The sequence below is a fragment of the Collimonas sp. genome (genome assembly GCF_039923675.1).
In the GTDB taxonomy this organism is placed as follows: domain Bacteria; phylum Pseudomonadota; class Gammaproteobacteria; order Burkholderiales; family Burkholderiaceae_D; genus Collimonas.
This window is the reverse complement of sequence record NZ_JBDTCG010000052.1, coordinates 24,839-41,453: the sequence shown is the minus strand read 5'-3', so window position 1 is coordinate 41,453 and position 16,615 is coordinate 24,839. Positions and strand designations below refer to the sequence as shown.

11 protein-coding genes and 1 tRNA gene are annotated in these 16,615 nt (G+C 57.6%); 8 read left to right on the top strand and 4 right to left on the bottom strand.

Annotated features, from left to right (window positions below):
• Positions 1-12: 12 nt before the first annotated feature.
• The 4 genes from ABI171_RS09790 to hpnC all read right to left on the bottom strand — a co-directional run bounded on the left by ABI171_RS09790 (position 13) and on the right by hpnC (position 4,426).
• Positions 13-1,143, bottom strand: coding sequence for an alpha-hydroxy acid oxidase (locus ABI171_RS09790; RefSeq protein ID WP_348092373.1), 1,131 nt, complete (start codon positions 1,141-1,143; stop codon positions 13-15).
• Between the two features lie 126 nt (positions 1,144-1,269).
• Positions 1,270-2,616, bottom strand: coding sequence for a hydroxysqualene dehydroxylase HpnE (gene hpnE / locus ABI171_RS09785; RefSeq protein ID WP_348092372.1), 1,347 nt, complete (start codon positions 2,614-2,616; stop codon positions 1,270-1,272).
• 38 nt (positions 2,617-2,654) lie between these two features.
• Positions 2,655-3,488, bottom strand: coding sequence for a presqualene diphosphate synthase HpnD (gene hpnD, locus ABI171_RS09780; protein WP_348092371.1), 834 nt, complete (start codon positions 3,486-3,488; stop codon positions 2,655-2,657).
• A gap of 125 nt (positions 3,489-3,613) precedes the next feature.
• Entirely contained in the window at positions 3,614-4,426 is an 813-nt protein-coding gene (gene hpnC, locus ABI171_RS09775; RefSeq protein ID WP_348092370.1) for a squalene synthase HpnC, read from the bottom strand.
• 230 nt (positions 4,427-4,656) lie between these two features.
• On the opposite strand from hpnC, the gene ABI171_RS09770 reads away from it, so the two are divergent.
• The 8 genes from ABI171_RS09770 (at position 4,657) to lon (ending at position 16,332) form a co-directional block, all read left to right on the top strand.
• Entirely contained in the window at positions 4,657-5,853 is a 1,197-nt protein-coding gene (locus tag ABI171_RS09770) for an efflux RND transporter periplasmic adaptor subunit (protein ID WP_348092369.1), read from the top strand.
• Complete coding sequence (locus tag ABI171_RS09765; protein ID WP_348092368.1) at positions 5,850-8,945, top strand: efflux RND transporter permease subunit; 3,096 nt, start codon at positions 5,850-5,852, stop codon at positions 8,943-8,945. The genes ABI171_RS09770 and ABI171_RS09765 overlap by 4 nt, the downstream gene beginning before the upstream one ends.
• A 129-nt stretch (positions 8,946-9,074) precedes the next feature.
• Positions 9,075-9,161: transfer RNA gene (locus tag ABI171_RS09760), tRNA-Leu, on the top strand.
• Between the two features lie 155 nt (positions 9,162-9,316).
• Entirely contained in the window at positions 9,317-9,808 is a 492-nt protein-coding gene (locus ABI171_RS09755) for a CreA family protein (protein ID WP_348092367.1), read from the top strand.
• 180 nt (positions 9,809-9,988) lie between these two features.
• On the top strand, positions 9,989-11,344 hold the full coding sequence (gene tig, locus ABI171_RS09750; RefSeq protein WP_348092366.1) for a trigger factor: 1,356 nt from the start codon (positions 9,989-9,991) through the stop codon (positions 11,342-11,344).
• A 147-nt stretch (positions 11,345-11,491) separates the two neighbouring features.
• Positions 11,492-12,118 (top strand): ATP-dependent Clp endopeptidase proteolytic subunit ClpP, encoded by a 627-nt coding sequence (clpP, locus tag ABI171_RS09745; RefSeq protein ID WP_348092365.1) that lies wholly within the window; start codon positions 11,492-11,494, stop codon positions 12,116-12,118.
• A 200-nt stretch (positions 12,119-12,318) separates the two neighbouring features.
• Complete coding sequence (gene clpX / locus ABI171_RS09740; protein ID WP_038488443.1) at positions 12,319-13,587, top strand: ATP-dependent Clp protease ATP-binding subunit ClpX; 1,269 nt, start codon at positions 12,319-12,321, stop codon at positions 13,585-13,587.
• A gap of 330 nt (positions 13,588-13,917) precedes the next feature.
• Positions 13,918-16,332, top strand: coding sequence for an endopeptidase La (gene lon / locus ABI171_RS09735; RefSeq protein ID WP_348092364.1), 2,415 nt, complete (start codon positions 13,918-13,920; stop codon positions 16,330-16,332).
• The last annotated feature ends 283 nt before the right edge of the window (positions 16,333-16,615 follow it).

Here is a 16,615-nt window from a genome sequence, read left to right as displayed (position 1 = left end):
GCCGGCCGCCGACTACACAATGATCTGCGGCCCGACATCCTTGATGTCCTTGGTGCCGGTTAGCGCCATGCTGACATCGAGTTCTTGCTGCAGGATCTGCAGCATGCGGGTTACGCCGGCTTCGCCCATCGCCCCCAGGCTGTAGAGAAAAGCGCGGCCGATCATGGTGCCTTTGGCGCCCAGTGCAACGGCTTTCAACACATCCTGGCCGCTGCGGATGCCGCCGTCGAACCACACTTCAATCTGATCGCCCACCGCATCGACAATCGCCGGCAGCGCCGAAATCGACGATACCGCGCCATCCAGCTGGCGGCCACCGTGGTTGCTGACGACGATGGCGTCGGCGCCGGTGGTGGCGGCGATCCTGGCGTCTTCGACATCGAGGATCCCTTTCAGGATCAGCTTGCCGCCCCATTGTTCCTTGATCCATGCGATGTCGTCCCAGCACAGGCTCGGATCGAACTGGCTGGCAGTCCATTTGCTCAACGTCATGATGCCATCGGCGCCGGCGACGTGACCGGCCAGGTTGCCGAAAGATTTACGGCCGCTCAGTGCGCGCAGAGCCCAGCCGGGTTTAGTGGCCAGATCGAACAGATTGGCCAAGGTCATTTTCGGTGGTACCGACATGCCGTTTTTCAGATCCTTGTGACGCTGGCCGAGAATCTGTAAATCCAGGGTCAGCACCAGCGCCGAGCACTTTGCCGCCTTGGCGCGCTCGATCAGCGATTTGATGAAACCGCGGTCGCGCATCACATACAGCTGGAACCAGAACGGCTTGGTGGTGACGCTGGCGACGTCTTCGATGGAGCAGATGCTCATGGTCGACAAGGTAAACGGGATGCCGAATTTTTCCGCCGCGATGGCGCCCAGCATTTCACCGTTGGCCCATTGCATGCCGGTCAGCCCGGTCGGCGCGATCGCCACCGGCATCGTCACATCCTCGCCGATCATGGTGCTGCGGGTGGAGCGCTGGTCGACATTGATGGCGACCCGTTGCCGCAATTTCAACGCTGCCAGATCGGTACTGTTGGCGCGGTAAGTGCTTTCGGTATAGGAGCCGCTATCGGCGTAGTCGTAGAACGCTTTCGGGACGCGTTTCTTGGCCAGCAGGCGCAAATCTTCAACGCAGGTGATTACAGGCATAGGGGGCTCTCCGCAAATCTATTATTTATTGTGTGCCGTTATAGTAGATGAAAAGCATGTCTGCACAGTGCAATTCAATTGATGCCTGGCATGAAGCATTTTCAAGTGGCAGCTTGCGGCAGAGTGCTAAGGTAGCTGTAACAACAGTTCTTGCGCCGCCTGCCTTCCGCTGCGCACCGCCGATTCCAGCGTCGCCGGATAGTCGCTAGCGGTGTAATCGCCGGCCAGCATCAGTTTGGGCAGGCCGCTGTCATTGGTCGGCCGCGCCAGGTCCGGAGTGCAGGCGAAGGTGGCGCGCTTTTCGGAAATCACCTGGCTCCACAGCGGTTGCGCCAGTTGCGGTTGTTTGAATGCGACTGCGATTTGCGTGGCGACCGCGCTGCTCAAGGCTTGATGGCCGCCCAGGATTGCCTCAGACGAGGCGCTGATGACCACCGCCAGCAAGCCGGCCTGCCCCGGATCGAGCTGGCCGCGATCAAATACGAACTGGCCCCAGGCGGCCATGCCGTTGGCATTTTCAGGATCGTCAATGAGCGCGAAGAACGGCCGCGGCAAGCGGATATCGCTGGCATATTGCAGATAGCAGGTAGTAATCGGCTCATAGTCAAAACTGCGCAATACGGTTAGCAGCGCGGCATCGGCGCAGTCTTCCAGCAGTGCGGCTGCAGTTTCCGGCAGTGTGGCGATCACGACTGCATCGAAATTCTGTTTGTTGTCGTTGCTTTGCAATTGCCATTGCTCGCCATCGCGGCGCAATTGCCTGACGCTGCGGCCGGATTCCAGGGTGCCGCCGCGTTCTTCGATGAAGGCCGCCGCTTGCTGCGGAAACAGGCGACTCAAGTCATGCCGCGGCAACAGCATGTCGGAAGCGCTGCGGCGGGCGCCCAGACTGTCGCGCAACACTGCCAGGAATACTTGGGCGGAGGCGTGTTCGGGTAGTGTGTTTAGGGCCGCGATGCATAGCGGCCGCCACATCAGCCGGATCAGGCGTTCGGTCTGGTCGAAACGTTCCAGGAAGGTGCTGACGCTGCAATCGTCATTCAGTTGCCAGCCCATCCAGCGCGCCGCCGAAGAAAAGCGCGCCAGCGCCAGCTTGTCTTCACGCTCCAGGCCGTGCGCACGCCAGAGCGCCGCCAGCAGATGCAAAGGGGCCGGCAAGCGCGACGCAACAAAGGTCATGCCGCCGCTGTCGGCCGGATAGCACATTTGCAATGGCAGGCGCAGCATGGCGCTGTCGGGATCGATGCCGACAGTGCGCATTATTTGCAAAGTTTGCTTGTATGCCCCCAGCAGGATGTGCTGGCCGTTATCAAGAACGGTTTCGCCGATGACGACCCGGCGCGCGCGGCCGCCCAGCTGACGGCTGGCTTCAAACAAGGTCACCTGGTGACCGGCTTGCGTCAGGTCGACGGCGGCGCTGCAGCCGGCCCAGCCGGCGCCGATGACGGCAATCTGCCGTGCTTCGAGGCGCATCTCAGAAGACCGGAAAGAGAGCGGATGCGATCAACTTGTCAACCGCGTACATAAGTCTTCCACGCCAGCCACAGTTTACGGATAGGCGTCAGCGAAATGCGCTGGCTCAGCACATGAAAGCCGTCACGTTCAATCTCGTTTAGCAAGGCGCGGTAGATCGCCGCCATCATCAGGCCGGGACGCTGGGCGCGCCGGTCTTGCTTGGGCAGCAAGGCAAAGGCGTCGTCATAGGCTTGCTGCGCGCGCGCCACCTGGAAGCGCATCAGGTTGACGAAATTCTCGCTGTAGCGGGCGTTGAGGATGTCGGCGGCGGTGACGTTGAATTGCTGCAGTTCATTGACCGGCAAATAAATGCGGCCCTTGCGGCCATCTTCGCCGACGTCGCGGATGATGTTGGTCAGCTGGAAAGCCAGCCCCAGCTTTTCGGCGAACTGCAGGGTTTGCGGCCGGCTCACGCCGAAGATGCTGGCCGACAGGATGCCGACCACGCCGGCCACATGCCAGCAGTATTGTTTCAGGCCGGGATAATCCAGGTAGCGGGTCTGGTTCAGGTCCATTTCCATGCCGTCGATAATCGCCTGCAGATGCTTGCCTTCCAGGTTGTAGGTCAACAAATGCGGCTGCAGCGCCTGGGTCACCGGGTGCGATGGATTGCCGGCCAGCATGGCGGCGACTTCCTTGCGCCACCACATCAGCTTGCTGCGCGCTACGCTTTCATCGGTGCAGTCATCGACCGTATCGTCCACTTCGCGGCAGAACGCATACAACGCCGTAATGGCGCGACGACGCTCGGCCGGCAGGAACAGGAAGCTGTAGTAGAAACTGGAACCGCTCTGGGCGGCTTTTTGCTGGCAGTAATCGTCTGGGGACATGGATATAAGAACGGTAATAAATTCGCGAGAATGCGTGCGCAATAAACGTGCGTTGCAGGCCGCAGGAAAACAGCTAGTCCGAAGTATACGTAAGAAACGCTGCCTGTTTGCTGATTTTTATGACTTTATCTCATGCGCAAGGCGCGCCAAGCCAGCAGCAGCCAATCGGCTTTCTGCAGTTTCGGTCGTCGGCGGAACATATCATAATCGACCGCTTCCAGCATTTCCAGGATACGCAAGCCGCCCTGTATCACCAGCCGCAACTCCCAGCCGATCCTGCCTGGCAGCCGCAGCGCCAGGCCATGGGCGCCACTCATCATGGCGCGCGCGCGTTGTACTTCAAATTCCATCAGACGACGCCAGGCATGATCCACCGTGCCGTTGGCGAGCTGCACCTGCGATACGCCGAAGCGCTGCAGGTCTTCCAGCGGCAGGTAGATCCTGGCTTTGTCCCAGTCGATGGCGACGTCTTGCCAAAAATTAATCAACTGTAGCGCCGAGCAGATTGCGTCCGAATCGCGCAGGTTTTGCTCGCTCGCTGCGCCATATAGGTGCAGCATCAATGCACCGACAGGATTGGCCGAGCGCCTGCAGTAATCGAGCAGGTGGGGAAATTGACTGTAACGGGTGGTGACGACATCTTGTTTGAATGCGGACAGCAAATCGCGAAACGGCGTCAGCGGCAGCCGGTATTCAACGATGACCTGTTCCAGCGTCTGGAACAACGGGTTTTCGGCGGCTTGCCGCTGTTCTATCTTGTCTAATGCGGCTTCATAGGCATTCAGCTCGCGCAAGCGCTGGTCGGCGCTGGCGTCGCCTTCATCTGCAATGTCGTCGGCGCTGCGGGCAAAGGCATAGATGGCTTTGACTGCGGGGCGCAAGCGGGCGGGCAGGAGCAGCGACGCGACCGGAAAATTTTCGTAATGGTTGGTGGGCATTAGGCGCAGGCGAGAGGATTTTATTAAAAAGACATTTTTGTGTCTGTTATTGGCGGATGCAAAAAAGCCTTGGGCAAACTTGATCGCGCGCAATTATAATTACTGACTTTAAAGTTATTAATTTGTGAGGGCCGGCTGAATCCGTAGCAGCGGCGCCCACCGTACATATAATAAATATCCTGATGGCAATGCGCAAAACGACAACAGCCCAGAATAGTAAAGGAAAAAACGTGTCGACCCAGATAAATCCGCGTCCGCTTGCTGCTCCGCATGCATTGGCTAGCGCTCCCCGGCTCACTTTCGGGGTTGCCGCTCGTTTATTGTTTATTTGCGCATTGTCCTCATTGTCCTTGCTCGCAGCTTGTTCCAAGCCACCGGAAAAGGCCGAAGATATCCGCCCGGTGCGCGTCATCGTGCTGAATCCGGCCAATGCCGACGTCACCTCCGAGCTGCCCGGCGCGGTGCAGGCGCGCTATGAATCGCAGCTGGGCTTTCGCGTTGGCGGCAAGATCATTGCGCGCCAGGTGGATGTAGGCACCTTGGTCAAGCGCGGCCAGGTATTGATGCGGCTGGACCCGAAGGATTTGCAATTGGCGCAAGCGCAGGCGGCGGCGTCGTTGTCGTCGGCGGCCAGCAACCGCGACACGGCAAAGGCCGACTTCAAGCGTTACCAGGAATTGCGTGGCAAGAATTTCGTCAGCCAGGCGGTGCTGGACCAGAAAGATACGGCTTTCAAGGCGGCGCAGGCAAGCTACGATCAGGCGCAGGCGGCCCTCAGCGGACAGCTGAACCAGACCGCGTACGCCACCCTGGAATCGGATGTAGACGGCGTAGTTACCGCTATCAATGCCGAAGCCGGGCAAGTGGTGGCGGCTGGTACGCCGGTGGTCAGCGTGGCGCGCCAGGGCGCCAAGGAAGTGGTGGTGGGCGCGCCTGAGAACCAGGTCGACAAGCTGCGCGCCAGCAGCGATGTGCAGGTACGTTTGTGGACCGATCCAAAACAGGTAATCCACGGCAAGGTGCGCGAAGTGTCGCCGATCGCCGATCCGGTGACGCGCACGTACGCCATCAAGATTGCGATTCCGGACGATACGCCTAACGTCAAGCTGGGAATGACGGCGTACGCTGCGTTCACCAGCAAAACCAGCGACGATGCGCTCAAGGTGCCGCTCACCGCGCTGCTGCGAGTGCAGGACCATAGCGTGGTGTGGGTGGTGGATGGCGGCAAGGTGCGCCAGGTGCCGGTGGAAATTACCGGCCAGCACGGTAATGAAGTATGGATCCAGGGTGCGCTGAAAGGTGGTCAACAGGTAGTCACAGCCGGCGTCAATCAATTGAAACCGGAGCAGAAGGTCACAATCCTGAATGCACCTGAAGCCAGCCTGCCGGCCGCCAAGGTTGCAGCCGCCGGCGGAGCTGCCCGATGAGCGACGGCAAAAAGGGTGGTTTCAATCTGTCGCGCTGGGCGCTGGAACATATACCGCTGACGCGTTACCTGATGGTGGTACTGGTGATCGGCGGCATCCTGAGCTACGGCCGCCTCGGGCAGGACGAAGATCCGCCGTTTACCTTCCGCGCCATGGTGGTGTCGGCGCAATGGCCGGGTGCGACCGCCTTGCAGATGGCCGACCAGGTTACCGACAAGCTGGAAAAGAAGCTGCAGGAAACTCCGCATATAGACACTATCCGCAGTTACTCCAAGCCGGGGGAAACGCTGATCATTCTGACGTTGCAGGAGTCGGCGACGCCCAAGGAAACCGTGGATGCCTGGTACCAGGTGCGCAAGAAGATCGGCGATATCCAGCTGACCTTGCCGCAAGGCGTGTTGGGACCGTTCTTTAACGATGAGTTCGGCGAAACCTACGGCTCGATCTTTGCGGTTTCCGGCGATGGCTTCAACTATGCCGACGTCAAGGATTACGCTGATTTCGTGCGCCAGCAGTTGCTGACCCTGCAATCGGTGGCCAAGGTCGATCTGTTCGGGGTGCAGGATGAAAAGATCTTCATCGAATTCTCCCAGAAAAAATTCTCCCAGCTGGGCATCACGGTGCAAGACATCGTCAATCAGCTGAGCGCGCAGAACGCGCTGCAAGCCAATGGCGTCCTGGTCACCGCCAGCGACAATCTGCAGATCCGCGTGAGCGGCGCGCTGACCTCGCCCAAGGACCTGGAAAACCTGCAGCTGCGGGCCAATAACACCACGTTCCGGCTCGGCGATTTCGCCGCCATCAAGCGCGAATACATCGATCCGCCTTCCCAAAAGATGCGCTACAACGGCAAGGAAGTCATCGGCCTGGGCGTCTCGATGGTGAAGGGCGGCGACATCATTGCGCTGGGCAAGGACATGGTGCGCATGACCGCGGAAATCAAGGCCAAGCTGCCGGTCGGGATCAACCTGGAGCGGGTTTCCGATCAGCCGAAAATCGTCGCCGAATCGGTCGATGAATTCCTCAAGACCTTGATGGAGGCGGTATTGATCGTGCTGGCGGTGAGTTTCCTGTCGCTCGGGTTTCACACCAAACCATTCCGTATCGATGTCTGGCCGGGCCTGGTGGTGGCGCTGACGATTCCGCTGGTGCTGGCGGTGACTTTCCTGTTCATGCGCATCTTCAGCATCGATTTGCACAAGATCTCGCTGGGGGCGCTGATCATCGCGCTGGGTTTGCTGGTCGACGACGCCATCATCGCCGTCGAAATGATGGTGCGCAAGATGGAGGAGGGCTTATCGCGGCTGGAGGCGGCGACCTTTGCCTATACCTCCACAGCGATGCCGATGCTGACCGGGACCTTGATCACCGCTGCCGGTTTCCTGCCGATCGGGCTGGCCAAGTCGGCTGCCGGCGAATACACGTTTTCGATGTTCTCGGTGAATGCGATCGCCTTGCTGATTTCCTGGCTGGTCGCGGTGCTGTTCACGCCGTATATCGGCTATCTGCTGCTCAAGGTCAAGCCGGCTGCGGACGCCGATGGCCATCATGAATTGTTCAATACACCGTTTTATTCGCGCGTGCGGCGCGCCGTCAACTGGTGTGTCGAGTGGCGCAAGACCACCATCGCCTTGACCTTGATGGTGTTTGCCTTGGGTGTGTTCGGCTTCAAGTTTATCGAAGAACAATTTTTCCCCGATTCCAGCCGGCCGGAACTGATGATCGAGCTGTGGCTGCCTGAAGGGTCCTCGTTTGCGGCCACCGAAGCGCAGGCCAAGAAGTTCGAGGCCTATATCCATAATGCGCCGGAGCTGGAAAGCATGACCACCTATGTCGGCAGCGGCAGCCCGCGTTTCTATCTGCCGCTGGACCAGATCCTGCCGCAGACCAATGTGGCGCAACTGGTGTTGCTGACCAAAGACCTGGCCTCGCGTGACGCCTTGCGCCTGAAAATTACCGACGCCTTCAAGCATGGATTCCCGGAAGTCCGTGGCCGCGTCAAGCTGTTGCCAAGCGGACCGCCGGTGCCATATGCGGTGCAGTTCCGCGTCAGCGGCACCGATGCCGCCAAGGTCAGGGCGATTGCCGACCAGGTCAAGGGCGTGATGAATACCAATCCGAATATCGTCGGCCTCAACGATAACTGGAACGAGTCGGTCAAGGTGCTGCGGGTCGATCTGGACCAGGATAAATTGCGTACGCTGGGGATCGGCTCGCAAACCGTGATGCAGACCGTGAATACCTTGTTGACAGGCACCACCATCGGCCAGTATCGCGAACACGATCGCCTGATCGACATCGTGGTGCGGCAACCGCTTGACGAACGCGCTACCATCGACGCCTTGAACCAAGCTAACATTCAGACCGCGGGCGGCAAGTCGGTGCCGCTGGCGCAGGTGGCCACGGTCAAGCTGGTCTGGGAGCCCGGCGTGGTGTGGCGCGAGTGGCGCAACTGGGCGATTACGGTGCAATCTGACGTCATCGACGGCGTGCAGGGGCCGACCGTGACCGACCAGATCAATCCGCAGCTCGACAAGATCCGGGCGCAGCTGCCGCCGGGGTATCTGATCGACGTCGCCGGCGCGGCGCATGACGCCGGCAAGGCACAGGATTCGATCGCCGCCAATGTGCCGCTGGTGATTTTTATCATCTTCACCTTGCTGATGCTGCAGTTGCACAGTTTCTCGCGCTCGTTGCTGGTGTTCCTGACCGGCCCGCTGGGCGTTGCCGGCGCCGCTGCGGCGCTGCTGATCCTGCACCGGCCGTTCGGCTTCGTCGCCCAGTTGGGGGTGATTGCGCTGTTCGGCATGATCATCCGCAACTCGGTGATCCTGATCGACCAGATCGAGCACGATATCGCCAGCGGCGTCGCACCCTGGAATGCGATTGTGGAATCGGCGGTGCGCCGTTGCCGGCCGATCATGCTGACCGCGGCGGCGGCGGTGCTGGCTATGATTCCCTTGTCGCACTCGGTGTTCTGGGGGCCGATGGCGGTGGCGATCATGGGCGGCTTGATTGTCGCCACCGGCTTGACCCTGCTATTTTTGCCGGCCTTGTATGCGGCTTGGTTCCGGGTCAAGAAGCCGCAGTAATGTGTACATTGCCATCCGGGCACATTTTTGACGGGAAAGCATCGTTGCCTCTCGCCATATCGGACAGCTTGCAGTAGAATAGCGGGCTGTCCGATATGGCAATGCTGTATTGGACGGGATGAAGCAAATGCGACCGTGGCGAAATTGGTAGACGCAACAGGTTTAGGTCCTGTCGAGAGCAATCTTGTGGAGGTTCGAGTCCTCTCGGTCGCACCAGCTCTGCCGGTATTGGTTTACCGCCTGGCTGAAGATTGAAGAACCCTCTGTCGAGGGTTTTTTTACGCCTGTGCCTTCTGTCATCTATTGGGGCATGGGGCAGCAAAAAGCCGGCACTTCAGCATACAATCGGATTTTTCTTTCTCGGAATCAACATGCGTACAAAATCGCGGCTGTTGTTTGCCTTGCTTGGTTTCGCGGCATTCGCGGCCGGCACAGCGCAGGCGGCGTCGGAACAGGTGGGCGAGGTCAGCACGGCGTTTCGCTGGGTCGGCCGCAATGACCGGGTGGTGGTCGAGGCTTATGACGATCCCAAGGTGACGGGCGTGACCTGTTATGTCTCGCGGGCGCGTACCGGCGGCGTCAAGGGCACTGTCGGTTTGGCGGAAGACCGGGCCGAGGCATCAATCGCCTGCCGTCAGGTGGCGACCACCGTCCAATTCATCGGCAAGCTGCCGTTGCAGGAAGATGTGTTTACCGAGCGCATGTCGATCTTGTTCAAGCGCTTGCACATTGTGCGGCTGGTCGACCCGAAGCGGAATACGCTGGTGTATCTGACGTATTCGGATAAGCTGGTGGATGGCAGCCCGCAAAACAGCGTGACTGCCGTGCCGGTGCCGGCCAGCAACCCGATTCCACTCAAATAAACGGGTTGGGCCGGGTTATTCGCTGCCTTATATAGCTGCGCAGCGACGCGTTTTGGCGCAACCGGCTGTTTTACGTATAGAATATCGGACTTTAGCGCGACAGGGTTGGGGTGAAAATGACAACATTCAAGCCATTTACTCTGGTCGCACCACGGAATTTTTAATTTTTGGACGATCCACATGGCAACTGCAGTCGAAACTCTGGATAAACTTGAACGCCGCCTTACCCTCACTATCGTTATCAGCGAAGTGCAAACCGAAGTCGAGAAGCGCCTGAAGGTTCGCGCTCGCACCGCTAAAGCGCCTGGCTTCCGCCCAGGTAAAGTGCCGATGAAGATGGTCGCAGCACAATACGGCTACCAGGTGGAAACCGAAGTGTTGAACGACAAGGTCGGCAACGCTTTCAACACTGCAGCCAACGAAAACAACCTGCGCGTCGCCGGTTACCCGAAGATCGAGCCAAAGAACAGCGAAGGCGTTGCTGAAGGCACGCTGGCGTTCGATGCGACTTTCGAAATTTATCCTGAAGTCAAGATCGGCGATCTGACTGCGGTTGAGGTCGAAAGGACCAAGGCTGAAGTCAGCGACGCGGAAATCGATAAAACCATCGACATCCTGCGCAAGCAACGCGTGCACTACCACGTCAAGGGCGAGCAAGGCGAGCACGGCGATGGCGGCAGCGACCTGGCAGCCAAGAACGGCGACCGCGTGACTGTCGATTTCGTCGGCAAGATCGACGGCGTTGAATTCCAGGGCGGCAAGGCAGACGACTACGCCTACGTGCTGGGCGAAGGCCGCATGTTGCCTGAGTTCGAAAACGCAACCATCGGCCTGAAAGTCGGCGAAGCCAAGACTTTTGAACTGGCATTCCCGGCGGATTACCACGGCAAGGATGTGGCCGGCAAGACTGCCGAGTTCACCATCACGCTGAAGAAGCTGGAATGGGCGCACCTGCCGGAAGTCGATGCAGAATTTGCCAAGACTTTGGGTATCGATGACGGCGACCTGACCAAGATGCGCGCTGACATCAAGCTGAACCTGGAACGCGAAGTCGGTTCACGCGTCAAGGCCAAGAACAAAGACAGCGTGATGGATGCCCTGATCAAGGTCAGCGATCTGGAAGTGCCTAAGGCGCTGGTGGATCAAGACGTCGAGCGTCTGGTTGAAATGACACGCCAGGACATGGCGCAACGCGGCATGAAGGTCAACGACATGCCTTTCCCGCCAGAGCTGTTCACAGCACAAGCCGAGCGCCGCGTCCGCCTGGGTCTGATCCTGGCCGAAGTGGTCAAAGAGAACAAATTGCAGGCAACACCAGAGCAGGTCAAGGCGCAAGTTGAAGACTTTGCTCAAAGTTACGAAGATCCACAGCAAGTCCTGAAGTACTATTTCAGCGATCGTCGCCGTCTGGCTGAGGTCGAAGCCCTTGTTTTGGAAGAAAACGTCGTTAACTACGTGTTGGGCAAATCGAAAGTGACTGAAAAGTCGGTTGCGTTCGATGAATTGATGAGCAACAACGGGCAACAACAAACTTAAACCTGCCGGTGACTATCCAGACTGTCGTCGTCCCCGCGAACGCGGGGATCCAGTTTACTGATTAAAATGGATTTCCGCGTTTGCGGGAACGACGCCGTAGAGGTTATTTGCGGGTTAAGGTTTTGAGTGCTCTCCATAAGGAAGAATATGACTGGCTTTAATCGTAATTCGGCACTGGATACTGACATGCTCGGCATGGTGCCTATCGTGATTGAGCAAAGCGGCCGCGGTGAACGGTCGTATGATATTTATTCGCGTTTATTGCGCGAGCGCGTGATTTTCCTGGTTGGTCCGGTGAATGACCAGACCGCCAACCTGATCGTGGCGCAATTGCTGTTCCTGGAAAGTGAAAACCCTGAAAAGGACATTTCCCTGTACATCAATTCGCCGGGTGGTTCGGTGTCGGCCGGCATGGCGATTTTCGATACCATGCAGTTCATCAAGCCGGATGTGTCGACGCTGTGCACCGGCATGGCCGCTTCGATGGGCGCTTTCCTGCTGGCCGCCGGCGCCAAGGGCAAGCGTTTCTCGCTGCCGAACTCGCGCATCATGATTCACCAGCCTTTAGGCGGTGCACAAGGGCAAGCTTCGGATATCGAGATCCAGGCCCGCGAAATCCTGTATTTGCGCGAGCGCCTGAACGGTATCCTGGCCGACAAGACTGGCCGGACTATCGAGCAGATCGGCAAGGACACGGATCGGGATAATTTCATGTCGGCGGAAGCCGCAGTGGAATATGGTCTGATTGATAAAGTCCTGGCGACGCGCGCTTGATCAGTTTGATGAGTTTGATCATTGTGTAGTTGCAGGAATGCTCGGCGCCCGGCCCCCAAAGGTACGGGCGTTTTGCTTTTCAAAAATGTCCCGAACGTGACGAACATCGATTTCGCGGGTAGTATAAAATCAATGCCTGTCGTCTGTTGTTTGTTCCCTGGACAACGCGCCCCCTTTAGTTTTACTTAAACACTGCCTTTATGCCTGATAAAAAATCTTCCAGCGGCGAAAAACTGCTTTACTGCTCCTTCTGCGGCAAAAGCCAGCATGAGGTGAAAAAACTCATCGCCGGGCCATCGGTGTTCATCTGCGATGAATGCATCGATCTCTGTAATGACATCATTACCGATGAAGCGTCGAACGTCGAAACGCTGGATGGCCAAAAATCGGAATTGCCGATCCCGCAGGAAATCAGCGAGCTGCTCGATCAATACGTGATCGGCCAGGAGCCTGCCAAGCGGATCTTGTCGGTGGCGGTATACAACCACTACAAGCGTCTCAAGCATCTCGGCAAGAAAGACGACATCGAACTGGCGAAGAGCAATATCCTGCTGGTCGGTCCTACCGGTTCCGGCAAGACCTTGCTGGCGCAAACGCTGGCGCGCATGCTGAATGTGCCTTTCGTGATCGCCGATGCGACCACCTTGACTGAAGCCGGCTATGTCGGCGAAGACGTCGAGAACATTATTCAGAAGTTGCTGCAGAACTGTAATTACGAAGTCGAGAAGGCGCAGCGCGGTATTGTATATATCGATGAAATCGACAAGATTTCGCGTAAATCCGATAATCCGTCGATCACCCGCGACGTCTCGGGCGAAGGTGTGCAGCAAGCCTTGCTGAAGCTGATTGAAGGCACCATGGCCTCGGTGCCGCCACAAGGCGGGCGCAAGCATCCGAATCAGGATTTCGTACAGATCGACACCACCAATATCCTGTTCATTTGCGGCGGCGCTTTCGATGGCCTGGCGAAGATCATTTCCGAGCGTTCGGAAAAGAGCGGCATTGGTTTTTCGGCAAATGTGAAGAGCCAGAGCCAGCGTACTTCCAGCGAAGTCTTGCTGGATGCCGAACCTGAGGATTTGACCCGCTTTGGCCTGATCCCTGAACTGGTCGGCCGTCTGCCGGTGATCGCCACTTTGGCGGAGCTGAACGAAGAAGCGCTGATCGAGATCCTGATTGCGCCGAAGAATGCGCTGGTCAAGCAATATTCCAAGCTGTTGCAGATGGAAGGCGCCGAGCTGGAAATCCGGCCTGCGGCGCTGCAAGCCATCGCCAAGCGCGCGCTGGCGCGCAAAACCGGCGCCCGTGGCTTGCGTTCGATCCTGGAGCATGTCTTGCTTGACGTTATGTACGATTTGCCAAGCCAGCAAAACGTCGCCAAGGTGGTGATCGATGAAAATACCGTCACCAATGGCGCCAAGCCATTGTTGATTTATCATGAGCAACCGAAGGTCTCCGGCGCAAAATAAGCGCGCCGCTCCTGTTGGCGCTGGTTGCGGCCGATTTTGGCTGGCCGGTGCCGGCCGGGTAAATCCGGAAATATTGTAAAGCCTTGTAAAAAACAGGGGTTTAAACAGGTTTTTGACTCAAAAGTAGTACAATTTCTCAAAATATACGATTTGGCTTCAATCGCAAAGCCACCCGAAGTCAGCTTCGCGTGTGGCTTTTTTATTTGCCCTCGCAAAAACAGGGGCTTTTCCGGAAGCTCGCTGGTAATGGTGATTTATTGTTGAAACCGGGGCTTGAGTTTCGGCCACTCGTGCCAACATCATTAGTAAGTTTTTTTGATAAGGCTCGCCATGACGACTTCTACATTTACTGAACAAACTCAGTTGCCTCTCTTGCCATTGCGGGACGTGGTTGTATTTCCGCATATGGTGATCCCATTGTTCGTCGGCCGTCCGAAGTCCATCAAGGCGCTGGAAGCCGCGATGGAACAGGGCAAGAGCATCATGCTCGCAGCTCAGAAAGCTGCCGCCAAGGACGAACCGTCGCCAGACGATATTTATGAAATCGGCTGCGTCGCCAACATTTTGCAAATGTTGAAACTGCCTGACGGCACCGTCAAGGTGCTGGTGGAAGGCGCGCAGCGCGCCCGTATCCACCACATCAGCGAACTCGACACGCATTTCGTGGCCGACCTGACGCCGCTCGAATCCGAATTGGGCGATGAAGCTGAAGTGGAAGCGATGCGTCGCGCCATCGTGCAGCAGTTCGACCAGTACGTCAAACTCAACAAGAAAATCCCGCCGGAGATCCTGACTTCGCTATCCGGCATCGATGACGCCGGCCGCCTGGCTGACACCATCGCCGCGCACTTGCCGCTGAAGCTTGAACAAAAGCAGGTGATCCTGGAAATTTTCAATATCGCCAAGCGCTACGAGCACCTGTTAGGCCAGCTCGAAGGCGAGCTGGACATCCTGCAAGTGGAAAAACGCATCCGCGGCCGCGTCAAGCGCCAGATGGAAAAATCGCAGCGCGAATACTATCTGAACGAGCAGGTCAAGGCGATCCAGAAGGAATTGGGTGAAGGCGAAGAAGGCGCGGATCTGGAAGAGCTGGAAAAGAAGATCCTGGCCGCCAAGATGCCTAAGGAAGCCCTGGAAAAAGCCCAGAGCGAACTGAAGAAACTGAAACTGATGTCGCCGATGTCAGCCGAAGCGACCGTGGTGCGCAACTACATCGATACGCTGGTCGGCCTGCCATGGAAGAAAAAGTCCAAGGTCAACAACGAACTCGGCAATGCGGAAAAAGTGCTGGAAGGCGATCACTATGGCCTGGACAAGGTCAAGGAACGCATCCTGGAATATCTTGCCGTGCAACAACGCGTCGACAAGCTGAAAGCGCCGATCCTGTGTTTCGTCGGTCCTCCGGGCGTGGGTAAAACCTCGCTGGGTCAATCGATCGCCCGCGCCACCAACCGTAAATTCGTGCGGATGGCTTTGGGTGGCGTGCGTGACGAGGCCGAGATCCGCGGCCATCGCCGTACCTACATCGGTTCGATGCCTGGGAAGATACTGCAAAGCCTGACCAAGGTCGGGGTGCGCAATCCGCTGTTCCTGCTGGACGAGATCGACAAGCTCGGCATGGATTTCCGTGGCGATCCGTCTTCGGCTTTGCTGGAAGTGCTGGATCCTGAGCAGAACCATACGTTCTCGGACCATTACATCGAAGTCGATTTCGACTTGTCGGATGTGATGTTCGTGGCGACCTCGAACTCCTTCAACATCCCGCCGGCATTGCTGGACCGGATGGAAGTGATTCGCTTGTCCGGCTACACCGAAGATGAAAAGACCAATATCGCGCTGCGTTACCTGCTGCCTAAGCAAATCAAGAACAACGGTTTGAAGGTAGAGGAAATCAGCGTAGCAGAAGGCGCGATCCGCGACATCATCCGTTACTACACGCGTGAAGCCGGGGTGCGTTCGCTGGAGCGCGAAATCTCCAAGATCTGCCGCAAGGTGGTCAAGCTGCTGCTGTTGAAGAAGCAGGAGAAGAAGGTTGCCGTCACTACCAAGAACATCGATAAATTCCTCGGTGTGCGGCGCTTCGATTACGGCGTCGCCGAGAAGGAAAACCAGATCGGCCAGGTGGTCGGCTTGGCATGGACAGAAGTGGGCGGCGAACTGCTGACTATCGAAGCCGTCAGGATGCCGGGTAAGGGCGCGATCATTCGTACCGGCACCTTGGGCGACGTGATGAAGGAGTCGATCGAGGCGGCGCGTACCGTCATGCGCAGCCGCGCCAGCAAGCTGGGCATCAAGAGCGAGGCTTTCGACAAGAGCGATATCCACATTCACGTGCCGGAAGGCGCAACGCCGAAAGACGGACCGTCGGCCGGCGTCGGCATGACGACTGCATTGGTATCGATCTTTACCGGTATTCCGGTGCGTGCGGACGTAGCCATGACAGGTGAAATCACCTTGCGCGGCGAAGTCTTGCCGATCGGCGGCTTGAAGGAAAAACTGCTGGCGGCGCATCGCGGCGGCATCAAGACGGTCTTGATTCCAGAGCAGAACGTGAAGGACCTGGCCGAGATTCCGGACAACGTCAAGAACAAGCTGGAAATCGTGCCGGTGCGCTGGATCGACAAGGTGCTGGAAATTGCACTGGAACGTCAGCCGGTGCCGTTGACAGAAGAAGAGGCGGTGCTGGATGCGGCTACGGTCGCCAAAGGCAGCGAGAAGGCTGATCCGAGCGTGGTCAAGCACTAAGCTGTTGAATCAGGCTGAATCACGTTAGCCAAGTCGTTCCAAAAAAGCGTCCGCGAGGGCGCTTTTTTTATTCGCGTGTCTTCATTTGTCTTCATTTTGGTGTTGAATATATCAAGTTTGTAAAATCAGGTTAAACATCGCCGGTATTGTCTGCCAACGGCTTGACACAAGGCTTTGCGGCTTGTTTAATAGCCACTTGCAGATTTTTTCTGCACGCCACCTGCGATGTTTTTCACGCGCGATGCGGGCCTTGATGGCGCAACCGTATCCCGAAAATCGCATC